The following is an 18,454-nucleotide window of genomic DNA, read 5'->3' on the forward strand; positions in this document are numbered from 1 at the left end:
GCAATGCGCGCCATCCTCCTGATGACGATCGGCGCCGCGCTTGGTTGTGGCGTCCCGGGCGCGGTCGAGGCGGGCGAGACCAGCGCGCCAGGCAACCCCGACACTGTCCACGTGAATGCGGTCCGCGACGCCGAAGCACGCAAGTACAAGGTGATCGTGGCCGGGATGGATGCGTTCGAAAAGCACCGGCGCCTCGCGCCCGGAGCCGACGCGCTGCGCTTCCGGGTCGAACGCCAGCGCCAGGCCGACACCAGCCTGGCGCCGGTGGCGCGGCTCGAGGGCGACGAGGGCTTCGTGCTGCCCTTGGCGCTGGACGCCGACGGCGAGATTCAGATGCCGCGCAGCGAGCCGGCCCTGGACGCCAACAGCGAGCTAGTACTCAACCAGAAGCGCCGCGACTACCGTATCGAGCCAAGCGTACGCACGCCGGGTCTGCCGGAACATGTGCGCAGGCTGGGCGACCTGCGACTGGAATGCCAGGTGCGGGTCGCGATGGCGAAGGAAGAACTCGGACTGATGTGGACGCTGGCCATCAACGGTCTGCTGCTCAGCAGCGACTGGTGCAACTTCACGAAAGACAAAAAAGTCCGCTTCAGTTACAGCAGCGCACACACGATAGCCAAGGCCTTCCTGGAAGAAGGTGCGCGCAGCGCGAATATCGAGTTCAGCGGCAAGCGCTTCAGCCTTGCCTTGTACGACCAGAGCTGGAGCGACGACGCGTTGGTCCAGCTCGAATTCGCGCCGCTTACTGGAACTGCTGGCGAAACGCCTCGAACTGCCCCTTGAGCTCATCCATCTCGGCGCGCAGCGACGCGACTTCTTCCTCGAGCTGGGCGATGCGGCCGCCCTGGGTCTGGCCGCTGGATGCCGACGAGGTCTGCTCGCTGCCGGCCACGATGGTGATCTCGCCGCCCAGCAGCTGGCCGTAACGCGATTCCTTGGTGCCCGGCGCGCGTTCGAGCTTGACCACCAGCGGCGGGTATTTATCGATCAGGAACTGCAGCGCCGTCTCGACGTCCTGCACGCTCTTGAACTCGTGCAGGCGGCCGCTGCGGGTACGGATCTCGCCGGCGGTCTGCAGGCCGCGCAGCATCAGCACCGTGAGCACAGCCAGCTTGTCCTGCTCCAGCGTCCACTTGATGCGCATGCGATGCTCGTACTTGACGACGCGGGCGCCGGCCTGCGAGATTGCGTTGACGAGTTTACGCTCGGTGAGGCGCTGCAGGGTGTCGAGCACGATGTCGTCCGAGAGCTGCATCACCGGATCGCGGCTCGACAATTGATTGCATCCGTTCACGATCGCATTCAGCGACATCGGATAGTTATCGGGCGTCAGCGCCTCTTTCTCGGCCAGCACGGCCAGCACGCGCAGCTCTACCGGGTCCAGCACGGCTGCGGCGTCGCTGCCGCCAGTCGCTTCGTTCGTCATGTGGTTCCTTAATCTACTTAATCTACCAGGCGGTTCAGTTGTTCCGAGTCGAGTTTATCACCCTCCTCCACCCTCGGACAGCACAGGCCGGCGGCGCGCAGGGTGTCGGTGAGGCGTTCGATCTGCTCGTCCTGGCGCGCGGCGTGGTCGATCAGGCCGCGCAGGGCTTTCGACAGCGGGTCGTCGCCGTTGGGCGTGACGCCATAGGCGGCGAACATGCGCGCGCTGCGCGACTGGTCTTCTTTCTGGATGATGTGGGCCGGATTGCCGACCGCGGTGGCGCCGGCCGGGACCGGCTTGACCACCACCGCGTTGGAACCGATCTTGGCGTATTCGCCCACCGTGAAGGCGCCCAGCACCTGGGCGCCGGCGCCGACGATCACACCGCGTTCGAGCGTCGGATGGCGCTTGGTGCCGGCCACCAGCGTGGTGCCGCCCAGCGTGACGCCCTGGTAGATGGTGCAGTCGTCGCCGATCACGGCGGTCTCGCCGATCACGACGCCGAAGCCGTGGTCGATGAAGACCCGGCGGCCGATCGCGGCGCCCGGGTGGATCTCGATACCGGTGACGATGCGGGCCAGGTGGGCGATGAAGCGGCCGAGCCATTTCAGGCCCATGCGCCAGCAGGCGTGGGCCCAGCGGTGGGCGACGATGGCGTGCAGGCCCGGATAGCAGGTCAGCACTTCCCAGCCGTTACGGGCGGCAGGATCGCGCTCGATGATGTTGCGAATGTCTTCGCGCAGTCGTGAGAAAAACATGGCGGTGCTTCGGAGGGAACGGCTTTCATGGTAGCCGATCCGGGGATGGAATGCTTATGGAGATGTTAATGCGGAGGGAACGGCCTGGACGCGCTGCCAGGCCGTTGTTGCGGCGATACCGGGGTCAGCCTTCGCGCGCGATGCGCTGGCGGCGCGCCTCGTACAGGCAGACGCCCGAGGCGACCGACACGTTCAGGCTCTCGACCGAGCCGAACATCGGGATATTGACCAGCACGTCGCAGGTCTCGCGCGTCAGGCGGCGCATGCCCTCGCCTTCCGAACCCATGACCAGGGCGGCCGGGCCGGTGAAGTCGGCTTCGTACAGGCCGCGCTCGGCGTCGTCCGAGGTGCCGATCAGGAGGATGTCGCGCTCCTTCAGCTCGCGCATGGTGCGCGCCAGGTTGGTGACGGTGATGTAGGGCACCGTCTCGGCCGCGCCGCTGGCGACCTTGGCGGCGGTGGCGTTCAGGCCGACCGCGCGGTCCTTCGGCACGATGACGGCATGCGCGCCGACGCCGTCGGCCACGCGCAGGCAGGCGCCCAGGTTGTGCGGATCGGTGATGCCGTCCAGGATCAGCAGCAGCGGCGGACCCTCGATGGCGTCGAGCAGCTCGTCCAGGTTGCGCGCCAGCGCCAGCTGGCTGGCGAAGGCGATCACGCCCTGGTGGCGGCGGGTGCCGGTGATCTTGTCGAGGCGCGAGGCATCGACCGGCATCACGCGTACGCCGGCCGCCTTGGCATTGGCGATCAGGTCCTTCATGCGGCCGTCATTGCGCTCGGCATCGACAAAGATCTCTTCCACCGACTGCGCCTCATGACGCAGGCGCGAGGTCACGGCGTGGAAGCCGAAAATCATTTTATTTTTCATTCGCTACTTCTTCTATTACTTCTTCTTGCTGGTTTTGGATGCGGTCTTGGCCGCCTTGGGTGCGGCTTCTTTCGTGGTGCTCCTGGCGGCGGTTTTCGCGACCGGTTTCGCGGCGGCTTTCTTCGCCGCCGGCTTGGCAGCGGCCTTCGCCGCTGCCTTGGCCGGCGCCTTGGCTGCCTCCCTGGCCGGGACTTCGGCCGGGACTTCGGCGACCGGCGCCTTGCCTGCTGCCTTCTTCGCCGCCTTGGCCGGGGCCTTGGCAACGCCGGTGGCGGCGGTCTTGGCCGCGCGCGGCTTGCGTGGCGGCGGCACGAAGACGACGTCTTCCTCGGCCTTGTCCTCGACCACCGGAGCAGGAGCCGGCGCCGGCGCCGGTGCGCTCAACAGGCCCTCGGCCACGGCCTTGGCGCGCGCCTTGCGCGATTTCGGCGGCTTGGTTTCGGTGGCCTCGTGCGCGGCCTGCAGCGCGCGCTCCAGCGGCGACGGCAGCGCCGCCGGGGCGGATGGCGCCTTCGCCTGCGGCGCCTTGGCAGCCTGGGCCTGGGCGCCGGGCGCCGCCAGGGTCAGGTCGATCTTGCGCGACTCCAGGTCGACGCGCGCCACCTTGACGGTCACGCGGTCGGTAAGCTGGTAGCGCTGGCCGGTGCGTTCGCCGCGCAGCTCATGGCGCGCCTCGTCGTACTGGAAGTAGTCGGCGCCGAGTTCCGTGATGTGCACCAGGCCCTCCACGAACAGCTCGTCGAGCTGCACGAAGATGCCGAAGGTGGTCACGCCAGCCACGGTGCCGGTGAACTCTTCGCCGATCTTGTCCTGCATGAAGAAGCACTTGAGCCAGTTCTCGACGTCACGCGAGGCTTCGTCGGCGCGGCGCTCGTTGGCCGAGCAGTGCACGCCGAGGGCGTCCCAGATGGTCAGGTCCTTCTCGCTCTTCTGCGGCTTGCCCTCTGCCTTGTCCTTGGCCGCCTGCTTGCGCGCGGCGTTCGACTGGGTCGTGTTCAGCTTGCCCAGCTCGATGCCCTTCGGCTCGTAGCGCTTGCCCAGCAGGATCGCCTTGATCGCGCGGTGGGTCAGCAGATCGGGATAGCGGCGGATCGGGCTGGTGAAGTGGGCATAGGCCTCGTAGGCCAGGCCGAAGTGGCCGACGTTGTCCGGGCTGTAGACCGCCTGCTGCATCGAGCGCAGCAACATGGTCTGCAGCAGCGCCGCGTCGGGACGCTCGCGGATCTGCTGCATCACGGCGGCGTAGTCGCGCGCGGTCGGCTTGCTGCCGCCGCCCAGGTTCAGGCCCACCTGCTTGAGGAAGGTGCGCAGCTGGTTCAGCTTTTCTTCGGTCGGCACCGCGTGCACGCGGAAGGTGCCCGGGTGCTTGTGGCGCAGCAGGAAGTCGGCGGCGCACACGTTGGCGGCCAGCATGCACTCCTCGATCAGGCGGTGCGCGTCGTTGCGGGTGCGCGGGATGATCTTTTCGATCTTGCCCAGCGCATTACAGACGATATAAGTTTCGGTGGTTTCGAAATCGATCGCGCCGCGTTCCTGGCGCGCCTTGAGCAGCGCGCGGAACACCTGGTTCAGGTTCAGCAGGTGCGGCACGATGGCCGGGCGCTTCTGCGCTTCCTCGCCGTCGGTACTGGCCAGGATGTCGGCCACCTGGTTATAGGTCAGGCGCGCCGCCGAGTGCATCACGGCCGGATAGAACTGGTAAGCCGTGACTTCGCCGTCCTCGGTGACCACCATATCGCACACCAGGGTGCAGCGGTCGACCGCCGGGTTCAGCGAGCACAGGCCGTTGGACAGCTTCTCGGGCAGCATCGGAATCACACGGCGCGGGAAATACACCGAGGTGCTGCGCTCGATGGCATCTAGATCCAGCGCGTCGTTCGGCTTCACATAATGACTGACGTCGGCGATCGCGACCAGCAGGCGGTAGCCGCGGGCGGCGCCGAGCTTGACCGGCTCGCAGTAGACCGCATCGTCGAAGTCGCGCGCGTCTTCGCCGTCGATGGTCACCAGCGGCACGTCGCGCAGGTCGACGCGGTTGGCCAGGTCGGCGGCCACGACTTCGTTCGGCAGGCGCGCGGCCTGTTTCAGTGCCGGCGGCGAGAACACGTGCGGCACGCCGAACTTGCGCACCGCGATCTCGATTTCCATGCCCGGGTCGTCCAGTTCGCCGAGCACTTCGACGATACGGCCGGTCGGCTTCTGGAAACGGCCCGGCTGCTCGAGCAGCTCGACGCTGACCACCTGCCCGGCGCGCGCCTTGCCCGGCGAACCGGAGACCAGGATGTCCTGGCTGATGCGCTGGTCTTCGGGCGAGACGATCCAGACGCCGCCTTCATTCAAGAGGCGGCCGATGATGTGGGTGTTGGCGCGTTCGACGACTTCGACGATCGAGCCTTCCTGGCGGCCGCGGCGGTCCTGGCCGGTCACGCGCGCCATCACGCGGTCGCCGTGCAGCACTTTCTGCATCTCGCGGTCGGACAGGAACAGGTCTGGACCTGGCTCGTCCGGGATCACGAATCCAAAGCCGTCGCGATGCGCGCTGACACGACCGGCGATGAAGCCGGAATGGTCGGCCAGCATATAAGTGCCGCTGCGGTCGGAACGGATCTGGCCGTCGCGCTCCATGGCGTTCAGGCGGCGGCCCAGGACTTCCTGGGCGGCGGGCTTCACCTTGAGGACACGCGCCAGGCCGGCCGCATCGAGCGGTGCATCAGCTTCGCGGAAGACTGCGAGGATTTCCTCGCGGCTTGGAATGGTATGAGTAGGTTGCTTCAAATCGGTTCTTTTTTCTTTTGGCCAGTAATTGCGCCGCTCATGAATAGGAGGCGGCGTCATGCTTGATTGACACCTTGACAGGCGTAGTGTAACGGAGGTCCATCCGATTCGCCTAACGTGGCGTGCTGTGGGACGTCCCTGGAATATTATTCATTGCCCCGATCAGAACTTCATCGTGGGTCTTTGACTATTGAAAATCATCCGCTATAATCTCGCTCTCTTCAGCAACGGCGGCAACGACGAAGCGAAGAAAGCAGCAGTGGCAAGCGGTGTATTTAGCGTGACGATCTGGAAATGTTGATCTAGCGGAAAATGACAAAGCCTGCTATTGTAGCAGAGTTGGTTTGCAGTGCCCACGTGGCGGAATTGGTAGACGCGCATGGTTCAGGTCCATGTGCCGCGAGGTGTGGGGGTTCGAGTCCCTCCGTGGGCACCAACAGATTGACAGGTTGTTTGTAATACAGAAAACGCCCACGTGGCGGAATTGGTAGACGCGCATGGTTCAGGTCCATGTGCCGCGAGGTGTGGGGGTTCGAGTCCCTCCGTGGGCACCAACGTTTTCTGACAGTATGGTTGTGCGGTTGTTTCAGTGCCCACGTGGCGGAATTGGTAGACGCGCATGGTTCAGGTCCATGTGCCGCGAGGTGTGGGGGTTCGAGTCCCTCCGTGGGCACCAAAATCTACCTGGCTGTAAAAGCAGTATCGTCGTACGGTTGTATCAGTGCCCACGTGGCGGAATTGGTAGACGCGCATGGTTCAGGTCCATGTGCCGCGAGGTGTGGGGGTTCGAGTCCCTCCGTGGGCACCAAAATCTACCTTGTTTTTCGGACGAATCGTCCCGCAAAACGCCGTAGCCTTCTCATGAGGACTACGGCGTTTTGCGTTTATCCGCCCTCTTTTTCACTGCGTCGCCAGGTCGTCCAGGATCGGACAATCCGAACGATCGTCGCCATGGCAGGATGCGGCCAGGCTTTCCAGCGTCCTGCGCATCGCTTCCATTTCGGCGATCTTGCGATCCAGCTCGGCGATATGCGCCAGCGCCATCGCGCGCACGTCGGCGCTGGCCCGGTGTTTATCTTCCCACAGCGCCAGCAGATCCCCGATCTGGTCCAGCGAAAAACCGAGCGCGCGGCCGCGGTGGATGAATTGCAGCACCCGCACGTCCTGTTCGCTGTACAGGCGATATCCGGCCTCGGTGCGGCGCGGCGCTTTCACCAGGCCGATCGATTCGTAATGGCGAATCATTTTCGCCGTCACGCCGGAGGCGCGCGCGGCGTCGCCAATGTTCAGGCTGGTGGACTGCATGGCATTTCTCCCGTTGTTTTCCGACCCAAGCATACACCTTCCCACCGTAGGAAGCTCAAGCGGCGCTTGACTTGCAGTCGAGAACGTCCGAGCATGGAGCCATGCAGATTCTCCGACCCGCCGCTCTCGGGCTGGCGCTCGCCCTCATCCTGTCCTCGGCCCTGGCCGGGCCGGCGCCCTACTACCAATGGCGCAGCAAGCTCACCGGCGAACTGGCGTGTTCCCAGACCCCGCTGGGTGAAGGCTGGGAAAAATCAAACGGTCCCTATCGGGACATGCGTTGCGAAAAACTCATTGTTGTTAAATAATGAAAGTGGAAGGCAAGGCGTTTCGACAAACATCGCCTTCCCACTTCATTACATAACAGAGCATCCTCTGAGGAGACAACCATGTTCACCAGCCCGGAGCAGTTCGCAAACGCCACCAAGACCCTGTTCGATCTCCAGATGCAGACCTTCAACGCCCTGGCCGGCAAGACCGTCAAGGGCGTCGAGCAGGTCGTCGCCCTCAACCTGAACGCCGCGAAGAACTCGGTCGACAGCACGATGGCCGCCGGCCGCAGCATGGCCGAAGCCACCCAGGCCGGCAATCCGAAAGCCGCCTTCGACACCCTGGCCGCGCGCATGCAGCCGGCCGCCGGCGTCACCAACGCCACCGAGTACGCGGCCCAGCTCAAGTCCATCATCGACGAGATGCACGAAGAATTCCGCGGCGCCGCCGATGCCCACGTGGCGGAAGCGAAGAACACGCTGTCGGCGCTGATCTACGACGTCACCCAGAACGTCAAGCCGGGCTCGGAAAACGCGGTCGAGATCATCAAGGCCGCGATCGAGAATGCCTTCAAGGGCTACGAGCAGGTGACCCAGGCCACCCGCCAGGCGGTGCAGACCGTCGAAGCCCAGTTCGAGCGCGCCAGCGCCATGGTGACGCCGGGCGCCGCCAAGACCGAAAAAGCCGGCTGACCGGCCCCGTGGACATCCGGCGTCACGGCGCCGGATGCTCGATTCCCAGCAAGTCTTCCAGCCGCGCCAGCGAGGCGTCATCCTTGATCACCGAACGCAGCCAGGCGTGCAGCGGCTGCTCGCCCCAGCGCGCGGCCTTCTCGGCCAGGTAGGCCACCGGGCTGTGCGGCTCGGTGCGGCGGAAGAATTCCGCCACCTGGCGCAGCTGGGCCAGCGCCTGGTCGCGGTGCGCCACCTGCCCGTCGACCCGCACCGGCAGCGCCAGCGCGGTGACCGTGCCGCCGGCTGCAGCCTCGATCGGCGCCGCTCCCGCCATCGCAACCGGCTTGATCAGGTCGACCACGTCGCGCAGCGCGGCCCGCCCGACGCTATAGCCCGGCCCATCGGCGCCGAGCTGGGCGTCGACCACCCGCTCCAGTTCCTGCAAGGCCGCCAGGCAGGCCTCGCAATCGGCCAGCAGCGCCTGCACGAAGTCGCCCTTGCTGCGCGCGCGCGCCGTCTCCAGTTCGGCCACCGCTTCCGGGCCCTTGGCGCGCGCGACTTCCCAGGCCTGCAGGGTCAGCACGCCATTCTCGGCCAGCGGCATCGTCTTGACCAGCGGCGCGATCCGCCCCGCCAGCCACGACAGGTTGCCGATGCGGCGCTCGAAGCCATCCTCGTCGGCCTGCGGGTGCAATCCTTCCCAGTAGCGCTCGCACAGCGCCGCCACCAGCCCCAGGCCCTCGGCCAGCCCGCGCATGCCGCCGGTCTTCGCATTCGCCTCGGCCAGCCACACGGCCAGTTGCAAGTCCTTGCTGCGGGTTTGCAGCAAGCCGGTGCAGCGCTTGCCGACCAGCTTCCAGTCGGCTTCCTTGAGCGCCGTGACCCAGGCGCCCTGCTCCAGCGAAGGATCGTCGGCCAGGCGTGCGCGTGCGATCTCGTCGACCTCGGACGAGAAAGCCAGGTCGTCGCCGCAGGGATTGTCGGGCGCGATCGGCGCCAGCAAAGCATCGATGTCCAGCATGGCGCGCTCCTCAGGCTTCTCTCGGTTCGATCGAGTACTTGAACTTGCCGGCCTTGGTGGCGCCGACCTTCACGCGAGCGATGCCGCCGCCCTCGGCCATGCGCGCCAGCACGCTGTCGGCGATCTCCGGCAGCAAGGTGCCGTTCAGGACGTTGTCGACGTTGCGCGCGCCGGAATCGACCTCGGTGCAGCGCCGCAGTACCGCTTCCACCAGCGCCTCGTCGTACTCGAACTTCGCCTTGTGGTTGTCCAGCACCCGCGCGCCGATGCGCGCCAGCTTGAGACGGATGATGTTGGCCAGCACCTCGTCGCCGATCGGGTAGAACGGCACCACCGCCAGGCGGCCCAGGAAGGCCGGCTTGAAGTGCTTCATCAACGCCGGCCGCAGCAGCTCGGACAGCTGTTCCGGCGTGGGCAGCTCGCCCGCCGCCTTGTTCAGGCAAGCCGCCATCATCTGGCTCGAGCCGGCGTTGGAGGTCAGGATGATGATCGTGTTGCGAAAGTCGATCTGGCGGCCTTCGGCATCGTCCATCACCCCCTTGTCGAACACCTGGAAGAACATCTCGAGCACGTCGGGATGCGCCTTCTCGGCCTCGTCGAGCAGCACCACGCTATAGGGATTGCGTCGCACCGCCTCGGTCAGCACACCGCCTTCGCCATAGCCGACGTAGCCCGGCGGCGAGCCTTTCAGGCCGGAGACGCTGTGCGCTTCCTGGTATTCGCTCATATTGATCGTGATGAGCTTGCGCTCGCCGCCATACAGGATGTCGGCCAGCGCCAGCGCGGTCTCGGTCTTGCCCACGCCCGAGGTGCCGACGAACAGGAACACACCCTTCGGTTTATTCGGGTCGTCCAGGTTGGCACGCGCAGTGCGCACGCGCTGGTACACCACGTGACTCGCATGGTCCTGGCCGAGGATCCGCTCGTCCAGCATCGCTTTCAGGTTGACCACGGTGCGGATCTCGTCCTTGACCATGCGGCCCAGCGGAATGCCGGTCCAGGCGGCGACGATCTCGGCCACCGTGTGGCCGTCGACCTGCACCGGCACCAGGGGAGCTTCGCCCTGCAGGGCGCGCAGCGCCTCGTGCAGCGCGCGCAAATCCTTCGCGCCGCTGTTCTCGTCCCGGCTGCCGGAGGCCTCCAGCTCGGCGCGCAGCTTGCCGATCTGGCCGGCCAGCGCCTGTTCTTCTTCCCATCGGCGCTGCAGCATCTCCTGTTCGGCCGCGGCGCTGCCGCGCTGCTGGCCCAGCGCCGCCAGCGCCTCGGCATGGCTCGCGCCCGCACTGGCGTCGCGGCTCAAGGCCTTGACACGCGCGTCCAGCCGTTCGATGCGGCGCACGCAGTCTTCCAGCAGCGCCGGCGTGGCGCTCTGACCGAGGGCCACCTTGGCGCAGGCGGTGTCCAGTACGCTGATCGCCTTGTCCGGCAGCTGGCGGCCGCTGATGTAGCGGTGCGACAGGCGCACCGCCTCGGTGATGGCGTCGTCGTAGACCCGCACGCCGAAGTGCCGTTCCATCAGCGGCGCCATGGCGCGCAGCATGGCCGACGCCGTGTCTTCGTCCGGCTCCTCGACCTTGATCACCTGGAAGCGGCGCGCCAGCGCGGCGTCCTTCTCGAAATACTTCTTGTACTCGCCCCAGGTCGTGGCGGCGATCGTGCGCAGCTCGCCGCGCGCCAGCGCCGGTTTCAGCAGGTTGGCCGCGTCGTTCTGGCCGGCGGTGCCGCCGGCGCCGATCATCGTGTGCGCTTCGTCGATGAACAGGATGATCGCATGCGGGCTTTTCTTGACCTCGTCGATCACGTTCTTGAGGCGGTTCTCGAACTCGCCCTTCACGCTGGCCCCGGCCTGCAGCAGGCCCATGTCGAGCGTGTGGATCTCGACGCCCTTCAGCACGTCCGGCACGTCGCCCTGGGCGATGCGCAGGGCCAGGCCCTCGACCACGGCGGTCTTGCCGACGCCGGCCTCGCCGGTGAGGATCGGGTTGTTCTGGCGCCGCCGCATGAGGATGTCGATCGCCTGGCGGATCTCCATGTCGCGCCCGATCACCGGATCGACCTTGCCGTCGCGCGCGCGCGCCGTCAGGCAGGTGGTGTACTGGTCAAGGGCCGGCGTGGCGCGGACGGCGGCCTGGCTCAGTTCCGAGGCGGCGTCCGGCCCGGCCGCGCCCACCGCCTCCTCTGACTGGAGATCGGGCGCCTCGGTCGAGCCGCGCGTCAGGCGCTCCAGGTCGTGCTTCAGGCGGTCGAGCGGGAAGCGCGCGAACAGTGGCGAGGCGCGCTGCGCCAGCTGGGCCAGCGACGGCTCGGTCAAGAGCGCCAGCAGCAGGTGGCTGCTGCGGATCCGGTTCGGCTGGCCCGAGCCAAGGGAGGCGATCAGCCAGGCATGCTCGAACAGCAACGGCAGGTGGCGCGAGAACACGGGCGTGCGCGCGCTGCCGGTGGCGAAGCGCCCCACTTCGCGCCGCAGGTCGGCCTCCAGGCCGGTCAGGCTGATGTCGCACTGGCGCGCGATCGCGGCCAGGTCGCTGCCCGGTTGCTCGATCAGGCCCAGGAACAGGTGCTCGACGTCGACCTCGTACTGGCCCAGCCCCATGCAGATGCTGGCGGCGCGGGTGGCAGCTAGGCGGGTGGTGTCGTTCAGCTTGGAGATGAGCGTCTTGAGGTTGATGTCCATCGTGGCTCCCTTGTTGTAGTGGCGTGGTAACGCCGCCTTCAGCCCCTGGGCGGCCTGGCGGTCCGGTTGATCTCGTAGTGCAGCGACGACGGCTGCAGCACCGCATTGAAGTTGACCGGCTCGAGCAGCCCATCGACCGCCAGGCGGGCGTGGATCGCGAAGTGCAGGCGGTTGACGTCGCCCGCCTCCGGCTCGAGCACGGCGCGCGCCTCGAGCAGGCGCGGTTCGTGGGTGGCGATCGCATCCTCGATGCTGGCGCAGACGGCGGCGCGGTCGATGCTGCTGGTCAGGCAAAAGCCGGCGAAGTCGATCAGGCCATAGTGCAGGATCGAGGTGCGCGCCGCGGGATAGCCTTCGAGGTGGGCGACGTCCAGCGCGATGCGGGTATTGAGCAGGGCTTCCAGGTCGCGCGCGACGCTGTCCTTGAGCTGCTCGACGCCCAGCGCGGCGCCGGCCGCGCCGTCCTCGACCATCAGGCGGTCGAGCAGGCCCGGCGTGAAGCCTTTCATGGTGCCTCCCGGGGATGTCGGATGCGCGGCGGACTGCCTTGGCAAGCGCGCAGCCGCCGCGCAAGAACGAACGGCGTCGCCTCTCAGACGACCTTGTTGGCCGCCAGGTCCCAGCCGCCGGAGGTATTGCCGCCGGCGCCGCCGGTGACCTTTTGCTGGGTGTACTTCCACTTGATCTTCGAGAACTTCAGGCCGACCTGCTCCTGGATGATGCTGCCTTCGGACACGCTGGGGCTGATGCCGCCGATCAGGACGTTCTCGAGCTCGATCTCGAAATACTTGATGCGCTCGCCCTGGCCGTCGGCGCGCATGAATTCCAGCTTGGCTTTCGGGATCGTCTTGCCGGCCGAGCAGGTCTGCAGCAGGATCGGCGACGACAGGTCGGCCAGCTTGGTCAGCGCGATCTCCTGGTGTTCGCAGCGCTCGGCCGTGTGGCCGCCGCCGGTGGACGCGGTGGCCGAACGCGGCTGGCTCACGCCCCACGCCACCGAGGTGCACTCGATCCAGTCCTTGTGCTTGTCGTCCATCGATTCGCCCTTGATCCCGTCGATCTGCAGGTACACGTCAATTGCCATGTTCTACTCCAAGTAAGTTAAGAATAAGTGCTAGCTTTTGGTCGACTGCGGCAGCTCCGCGACCAAACGGAGCGAAACGGAGAGTTCGTCGAGCTGGAAGTGCGGCCGCAGGAAGGACACGGCGCGGTAGACGCCGGGACGGCCCGGCACCTCGGACACCTGCACGCTGGCTTCGCGCAGCGGGAATTGCGCCTTCTGGTCCTGGCTCGCGTTATCGTCGAGCAGGACGTACTGGGTCAGCCAGCGGTTCAGGTAATCCTCGACGTTGGAGGCGGCGGCGAAGCTGCCGATCTTGTCGCGCATCATGGACTTCATGTAGTGGGCGATGCGCGAGACGGCGAAGATGTACTGCAGCTGCGACGACAGCACGGCATTGGCATTGGCCGCCTCGTTGTTGTACTTGCGCGCCTTCTGGGCCGACTGGGCGCCGAAGAAAGCCGCATACGAGGTGTTCTTGCAATGCACCAGCGAGATGAAGCCGAGATCGGACAGCTCCTTCTCGCGGCGGTCGGTGATCGCGACCTCGGTCGGGCATTTCAGCGCCACTTCTCCCTCGTCGGTCTTGAAGGTGTGGGTCGGCAGGTTCTCGACCAGGCCGCCGCCCTCGACGCCGCGGATCGCGGCGCACCAGCCGTAGTCCTCGAAGGCGCGCGTCAGGCGGGCGCCGAAGGCATAGGCCGCGTTGCACCACAAGTACTTGGAGTGGTCGCTGCCGTCCACGTCCTCGACGTAGTTGAAGCCCTCGGTGGTCATGCCGTCCGCCGGGTGGTATGGCAGGCGCCCCAGGAAGCGCGGCAGGCACAGGCCGACGTAGCGCGAATCCTCGGACTCCCTGAACGCCTTCCACTTGGCGTATTCGACGGTGTCGAACACCTTGGCCAGGTCGCGCGGCTTGCCCAGGTCGCCGAAGCTTTCGACGCCGAACAGTTCGGGGCTGCTCGAGGTGATGAAGGGTGCGTGGCTGGCCGCGGCCACGTGCGACATCTGCTCGAGGAAGTAGATGTCCTCGGGCTGGCGCGAGATCTCGAAGTCGCCGATCAGGGTGCCGTAGGGCGCGCCGCCGAAAGTGCCGAATTCTTCTTCGTAGATCTTCTTGAACATCGTGCTCTGGTCGAACTCCATGGCCGACTGGAAGTCCTTGACCAGCTCGCGCTTGCTGGCATTGAGCATGCGAATCTGCAGGTTGGCGCTGGTGGTGCTGTTCCTGACCAGGTAATTCAGGCCCGTCCAGCTGCGCTCGAGCTTCTGGAATTCGGGCGCATGCATGATGCTCGACAGCTGGTCGGAGATCATGCGGTCCAGTTCCGCCAGGCGCGCGTCGATGGTGGCCGACAGGTTGGACGAGATCACCATCGTCCCCTGCATCACCTGGGTCACCAGCTCCGAGATCAGGTCGCGCGCGCGTTCGTGCTCGCTGCTCGATGCCGCCACGCGGCTTTCTTCGACGATCTGGTCGAGCAGCGAAGCATCCAGTTCCGGGGCCGCCTTGGTCGCTTGGGTGGATTCGAATACCGCCGCCATCTCACTCTCCCTTGCCCGACTTGCGCAGGCTGTCGAGTTTTTCGGTATTGCCCAGCACCTCGGTCAGGATGTCTTCGAGCTTGTCGTTCCCGGCCAGCTTGTTGCGCAGGTCGGCCAGCTTGGTGCGCGCTTCGAGCAGCCCGGCCAGCGGCGCCACCTGGCGCACCACCGACTCGGGACGGAAGTCGTCCATCTCGCGAAACTGCAGGGCTACCGCGAACTGGCCGCCTTCCGGCGACAGGTGATTGTCGACCTTGAAGGTCGCGACGGGCGCGACGGCGCCCAGCACCTCGTCGAAATTGCCGGCGTCGACGTTGACGAACTTACGGTCCTTGAGGCGCTTCTTCTCGGCCTTGGGATCGAGGCCGAAGTCGCCGACCACGCCGACCACGAAGGGCAGCTCCTTGTTCTCGATCGCGTCGCCGATCTCGACGTCATAGGTCATCTGCACGCGCGGCGCGCGCACCTTCTGCAAGCGTTTTTGTACGCTTTCGCTCTTGGCCATGTCGACTCCAGTGGGGGAAGATGGGATTACTTCAGAACGTCGAACGGACTGCCGCTGCTGGCCGCCGCACGCGCCGGCGCCGCCACCGCGGGCTGGCTCGGGGTCTTGCGGGTCGACGCCGGGCGTGTGGCCGGACGGGTGGTGACCAGCACCTCCTCGCCCAGGCTGGTGCGCAGCAGCTTGGCCAGGTCTTGCGCTTCGCTGCGCACCGAGCCCTGCAGATTGTTCTTGCGCGTCAGGTCGGCCAGCGCCTTGCTGGCCACGCGCAGGCCGCTGACGGCCAGGATGCTGTACGCCAGCGTGTCGTCGGGATCGCGCGCCAGCGCTTCCTGCGCGCTGCTGATGGCGTCGCCGTACTGGGTGGCGTCGAAGCGGATCTGGGCCATGCGCACCCAGGGTTTCTTGTCGACCGGATGCGCCACACTGGCCGCCTTGAGCAGGCTCACGGCCTTCTCGCTCTGCCCGGCCGCGAGGGCGGCATCGGCTTCGGCATAGATGTTTTCGGACACGGCGGCGCGCTTGGCGGTCGTGCCCGTGCCATCGGTGACGCACCCGGCCAGGGCGGCGACCCCGACCAGCAGGGGTAACAGGCGTTTGCGGATCATGTTCGTCTCTCCAGTGGGTGAACAAGCCCCCATTATTCGCATCGCGCTTTTCAAGAAGTTGTGCACTGTCAATGAAAAAGCGAGTTCAGCAATCACTGTTGGATGTCGCTTGCGTTTGCGCCGTGTCAGCGCGGCCTGGCGCGGATGGGTTTCAATCCAAGCCTAGTGCCTTAGGACAATTGCGAGGAGATCGTCGATGAGGAAGCTCAACCGGGTCGGCCTGCTGATGGCGGCAAGCGCGCTGGCAGCGGCGCTCGCCGGCTGCGGCGGCGCCGCGCTGGCGCCACTGGCGGGCGCGGCCCTCGAAGCGGCCGGCTTGCGCAAGCCGGCCGAACTGCCGGAATCACAAAAGCCGCCGCGCAACGTGCCGCTCAAGCTGCACGCCGCCACTCGCCTGAACGTGGATGCTCGTGGCCAGCCGCTGGCGCTGGCGGTGCGCCTGTACAAGCTGCGCCAGAAGGATGCCTTCGAGGGCGCGCCCTACGCCACCTTCCTCGATCCGCGCCTGGAGCGCGAAAGCCTGGGCGCCGACCTGGTCGAGGTGCGCGAGATCATGCTGGTGCCGGGCCAGCGCTACGAGGTGACGGAAAAAGTCGCGCGCGAAGCCGGCCACGTCGGCATCGTCGCCCTGTTCCACACCCCAGCCGCCGGCCGCTGGCGCACCGCGGTCAGCAGCCTGGATGCCGAACGCGACGGCCTGAACGTCGGCCTGCACGCCTGCGCGATGAGTGTCGGCTCAGTGGCGAAAGGCGGTACCGCGGCGCTGGGCTCTGTGCGCTGTCAATAATCGTTTATGACTTTCCTGCAAGCTAGTCCTTTCTGAACGGCGAGGAGGCGTTGTGAGCATGCCATCCAAGGTCTTATGGGGCGAGGGATTGTTCCTGCGGCCCCAGCATTTCCAGCAGCAGGACCGTTACCACGAGGCGCGCCTGAACCAGACAGCCTGCGCGCTGCACCCGTATTGCTGGGGCGTACGCAAGCTGGCGGTCGACCTCGACGCGCTGCGCAGCGACATCCTGCGCATCGACGAGCTCGCGCTGCTGTTCCCCGACGGCGAAGTGGTGCGCGCCCCGGGCGACGACGTGCTGCCGCCGCAGGTGCGACTTGGCGACCTGCCGCCGGCGCAGCAGACGGTCACCTACCACGCCGCCCTGCCGGCGCTGCGCACGCACGGCGACAACTGCGCCAACGGCCTGGACGGACAGGAGACCATCGACGTGCGCTTCGGGCGCATCGACCGCGAGACCCAGGATTTATATACCCAGGCCGCCGACGCGCCCGTCACCTACCTGCGCAAGGCGCTGCGCCTGGTGGCCGACAGCGAGCCCCTGGAAGCCTACGAGAGCTTCGCGCTGCTGCGCCTGCGGCGCGTGGCCACCGGCGGCTTCGAGATCGATCCTGGCTTCATTCCGCCCAGCCTGTCGATCGACGCCGTGACGATGCCCGGCGCCGGCCTCTACGTCGGCCTGGCGCGGCTGATGGAAAAGCTGCTGGCCAAGGTCAATGCGCTGTATGGCGACCTGCGCGAGCCGAGCCGCAACGTGGTCGAGATCCGCGGCGGCGACGTGTCCTCGATCTGGCTGCTGCACACGGCCAGCGCCGGCTATTCGGCGCTGGCCCACTACCTGCACCACCGCGAGCTGCATCCCGAGCGCCTGTACGGCGTGATGCTGGAACTGGCCGGCGGCCTGATGACCTACTCGCGCAGCTACCGGCTCGAAGACCTGCCCTCCTACGTCCACGCCGATCCCGGCCCGCAGTTCGCGCGCCTGGACGGCATCATCCGCGACCTGCTCGATACCGTGATCTCGTCCCGCTACTTCACCATCGCCCTGCACAAGGATCGCGCTTCGTACTACCACGGCGCGCTCGACTCGGGCCGCATCAATGCCCAGACCACCCTGTACCTGGCGGTGGCCGCCGACATGCCGGCGCTGCGCCTGGTCGAGGCGGTGCCGCTGCAGTTCAAGGTCGGCGCACCCGAAGACGTCGACAAGTTCGTGCTGTCGGCGCTGCCCGGCGTGAAGCTGGTGCATGCGCCACAGGTGCCGAGCGCGATCCCGGTGCGTCCCGACACCTATTACTTCGTGCTCGAAGGCCGCGGCGCGCTGTACGAGGCGATGCTCAAGGCCCAGGCGATCTCGGTGTACGTGCCGAGCGGCGTGCGCGAGCTGCGCCTCGAACTGATCGCGGTGTCGGCATGAGCGCCTTCGTCGAGCGCCGCGCCGCGCAACGAGGCGACGCCGCCAGCCGCCGCCAGCGGCTGGTGGACATCATGTACGAGGGCTTCCATGCCCTGTTCCTGCTGAAGAACGGCTGCGGGCCGCAGGACAAGGGCGCCTTTGCCGACAATATGACGGCCTTCCTGGCCGACGTCGACCGCAGCGCCAAGGCGCTCGGCATCGCGGCCGAGGACGTGACGGCGGCCAAGTATGCCTACTGCTCGGCGGTGGACGAGATCATCCTGCGCTCGAGCTACGAGGTGCGAGAAGCCTGGGAAACCCGTCCGCTGCAGCTGCGCGTGTTCGGCGACCAGCTCGCCGGCGAGCATTTCTTCCACCGGCTGGAAGACTTGCGCGCCAAGGGGGCGCAGCAGGTCGAGGCGCTGGAGGTCTTCCATATGTGCCTGCTGCTGGGCTTCCAGGGCCGCTATGCGCTGGACGGCAAGGACAAGCTGGACTACCTGGTGGCGCGCCTGGGCGACGAGATCGCCCGCATGCGCGGCCGCACCCGCGGCTTCGCGCCGCACGCCGAACGGCCCGACCAGGTGGTCAACCGGCTGCGCAGCGACCTGTCGCTGTGGGTGCTGGCGTCGGTGTTCACGCTGGCCGGGCTGGGGGCCTACCTGGGATTCCGCACGGTGCTGGGCAACGAGTCGGAATTCGCGCTGGCGCACTACAACGACCTGGTCAAGCTGCCGCCGAAGGCGGCGCATGTGACCATCACCCTGCCCTGAAATGGGGGA

At 66.6% G+C, this 18,454-nt stretch carries 18 protein-coding genes and 4 tRNA genes; 10 read left to right on the forward strand and 12 right to left on the reverse strand.

The genetic code is table 11. The annotated features are described in order from the left end of the window. The first annotated feature begins 3 nt into the window (after positions 1-3). Entirely contained in the window at positions 4-786 is a 783-nt protein-coding gene (locus tag J3U95_RS25605; protein WP_229520102.1) for a hypothetical protein, read from the forward strand. On the opposite strand, the gene J3U95_RS25610 is transcribed toward J3U95_RS25605, so the two are convergent. The 4 genes from J3U95_RS25610 to rnr form a co-directional block, all read right to left on the reverse strand. After that, entirely contained in the window at positions 746-1,429 is a 684-nt protein-coding gene (locus J3U95_RS25610) for a YceH family protein (RefSeq protein ID WP_208281395.1), read from the reverse strand. The two genes, J3U95_RS25605 and J3U95_RS25610, sit on opposite strands and share 41 nt — an antisense overlap. Positions 1,430-1,446: 17 nt before the next feature. Continuing rightward, entirely contained in the window at positions 1,447-2,187 is a 741-nt protein-coding gene (gene cysE, locus J3U95_RS25615; protein WP_147935085.1) for a serine O-acetyltransferase, read from the reverse strand. A 124-nt stretch (positions 2,188-2,311) separates the two neighbouring features. Next, positions 2,312-3,055: a 23S rRNA (guanosine(2251)-2'-O)-methyltransferase RlmB gene (gene rlmB / locus J3U95_RS25620; RefSeq protein WP_005669879.1), complete on the reverse strand. Its 744-nt coding sequence runs from the start codon at positions 3,053-3,055 to the stop codon at positions 2,312-2,314. Positions 3,056-3,070: 15 nt separating this feature from the next. Further along, positions 3,071-5,890 (reverse strand): ribonuclease R, encoded by a 2,820-nt coding sequence (gene rnr, locus J3U95_RS25625; RefSeq protein WP_370662109.1) that lies wholly within the window; start codon positions 5,888-5,890, stop codon positions 3,071-3,073. 291 nt (positions 5,891-6,181) lie between these two features. Here rnr and J3U95_RS25630 point away from each other — a divergent pair. The 4 genes from J3U95_RS25630 (at position 6,182) to J3U95_RS25645 (ending at position 6,638) form a co-directional block, all read left to right on the forward strand. Continuing rightward, a tRNA-Leu gene (locus tag J3U95_RS25630) sits at positions 6,182-6,266 on the forward strand. 33 nt (positions 6,267-6,299) lie between these two features. Then, positions 6,300-6,384 (forward strand) — tRNA-Leu (locus J3U95_RS25635). A 37-nt stretch (positions 6,385-6,421) separates the two neighbouring features. Next, positions 6,422-6,506, forward strand: a tRNA-Leu gene (locus J3U95_RS25640). 47 nt (positions 6,507-6,553) lie between these two features. After that, a tRNA-Leu gene (locus J3U95_RS25645) sits at positions 6,554-6,638 on the forward strand. Positions 6,639-6,730: 92 nt separating this feature from the next. Here the strand turns inward: J3U95_RS25645 and cueR are convergent. Beyond that, a complete protein-coding gene (cueR, locus tag J3U95_RS25650; RefSeq protein WP_208281397.1) occupies positions 6,731-7,135 on the reverse strand; it encodes a Cu(I)-responsive transcriptional regulator in 405 nt (134 codons plus the stop codon). Between the two features lie 101 nt (positions 7,136-7,236). Here cueR and J3U95_RS25655 point away from each other — a divergent pair, with 101 nt between their 5' ends. After that, positions 7,237-7,443 (forward strand): hypothetical protein, encoded by a 207-nt coding sequence (locus tag J3U95_RS25655; protein WP_208281398.1) that lies wholly within the window; start codon positions 7,237-7,239, stop codon positions 7,441-7,443. Between the two features lie 81 nt (positions 7,444-7,524). Continuing rightward, positions 7,525-8,097 carry a TIGR01841 family phasin gene (phaP, locus tag J3U95_RS25660; protein WP_208281399.1) on the forward strand — a complete coding sequence of 191 codons (573 nt, stop codon included), beginning with the start codon at positions 7,525-7,527 and terminating at the stop codon, positions 8,095-8,097. Positions 8,098-8,119: 22 nt separating this feature from the next. On the opposite strand, the gene tssA is transcribed toward phaP, so the two are convergent. The 7 genes from tssA to J3U95_RS25695 all read right to left on the reverse strand — a co-directional run bounded on the left by tssA (position 8,120) and on the right by J3U95_RS25695 (position 15,489). Next, positions 8,120-9,100 (reverse strand): type VI secretion system protein TssA, encoded by a 981-nt coding sequence (gene tssA, locus J3U95_RS25665; protein ID WP_208281400.1) that lies wholly within the window; start codon positions 9,098-9,100, stop codon positions 8,120-8,122. A gap of 10 nt (positions 9,101-9,110) precedes the next feature. Next, positions 9,111-11,774 (reverse strand): type VI secretion system ATPase TssH, encoded by a 2,664-nt coding sequence (tssH, locus tag J3U95_RS25670; RefSeq protein ID WP_208281401.1) that lies wholly within the window; start codon positions 11,772-11,774, stop codon positions 9,111-9,113. 38 nt (positions 11,775-11,812) lie between these two features. Next, positions 11,813-12,283, reverse strand: a complete 471-nt coding sequence (tssE, locus tag J3U95_RS25675) for a type VI secretion system baseplate subunit TssE (protein ID WP_208281402.1) — start codon at positions 12,281-12,283, stop codon at positions 11,813-11,815. Positions 12,284-12,366: 83 nt separating this feature from the next. Then, positions 12,367-12,858: an Hcp family type VI secretion system effector gene (locus J3U95_RS25680; RefSeq protein ID WP_005669863.1), complete on the reverse strand. Its 492-nt coding sequence runs from the start codon at positions 12,856-12,858 to the stop codon at positions 12,367-12,369. A gap of 30 nt (positions 12,859-12,888) precedes the next feature. Next, complete coding sequence (gene tssC / locus J3U95_RS25685) at positions 12,889-14,379, reverse strand: type VI secretion system contractile sheath large subunit (RefSeq protein WP_208281403.1); 1,491 nt, start codon at positions 14,377-14,379, stop codon at positions 12,889-12,891. 1 nt (position 14,380) lies between these two features. Beyond that, positions 14,381-14,884: a type VI secretion system contractile sheath small subunit gene (gene tssB / locus J3U95_RS25690; protein WP_208281404.1), complete on the reverse strand. Its 504-nt coding sequence runs from the start codon at positions 14,882-14,884 to the stop codon at positions 14,381-14,383. A gap of 26 nt (positions 14,885-14,910) precedes the next feature. After that, positions 14,911-15,489: a tetratricopeptide repeat protein gene (locus tag J3U95_RS25695; protein WP_208281405.1), complete on the reverse strand. Its 579-nt coding sequence runs from the start codon at positions 15,487-15,489 to the stop codon at positions 14,911-14,913. 196 nt (positions 15,490-15,685) lie between these two features. Between J3U95_RS25695 and tssJ the strand changes: the two genes are divergently transcribed. From tssJ to icmH, 3 genes are read left to right on the forward strand one after another with little or no spacing between them, the layout of a single operon-like run. Next, entirely contained in the window at positions 15,686-16,276 is a 591-nt protein-coding gene (gene tssJ, locus J3U95_RS25700) for a type VI secretion system lipoprotein TssJ (protein WP_208281406.1), read from the forward strand. Between the two features lie 58 nt (positions 16,277-16,334). Then, on the forward strand, positions 16,335-17,693 hold the full coding sequence (gene tssK, locus J3U95_RS25705; RefSeq protein ID WP_208281407.1) for a type VI secretion system baseplate subunit TssK: 1,359 nt from the start codon (positions 16,335-16,337) through the stop codon (positions 17,691-17,693). Beyond that, on the forward strand, positions 17,690-18,445 hold the full coding sequence (gene icmH, locus J3U95_RS25710) for a type IVB secretion system protein IcmH/DotU (protein ID WP_208281408.1): 756 nt from the start codon (positions 17,690-17,692) through the stop codon (positions 18,443-18,445). Before tssK ends, icmH begins: the two co-directional genes overlap by 4 nt. Positions 18,446-18,454 lie beyond the last annotated feature (9 nt).

The sequence above is a fragment of the Massilia oculi genome (assembly GCF_017582745.1).
GTDB classification, from domain to species: Bacteria; Pseudomonadota; Gammaproteobacteria; order Burkholderiales; family Burkholderiaceae_D; genus Telluria; species Telluria oculi_A.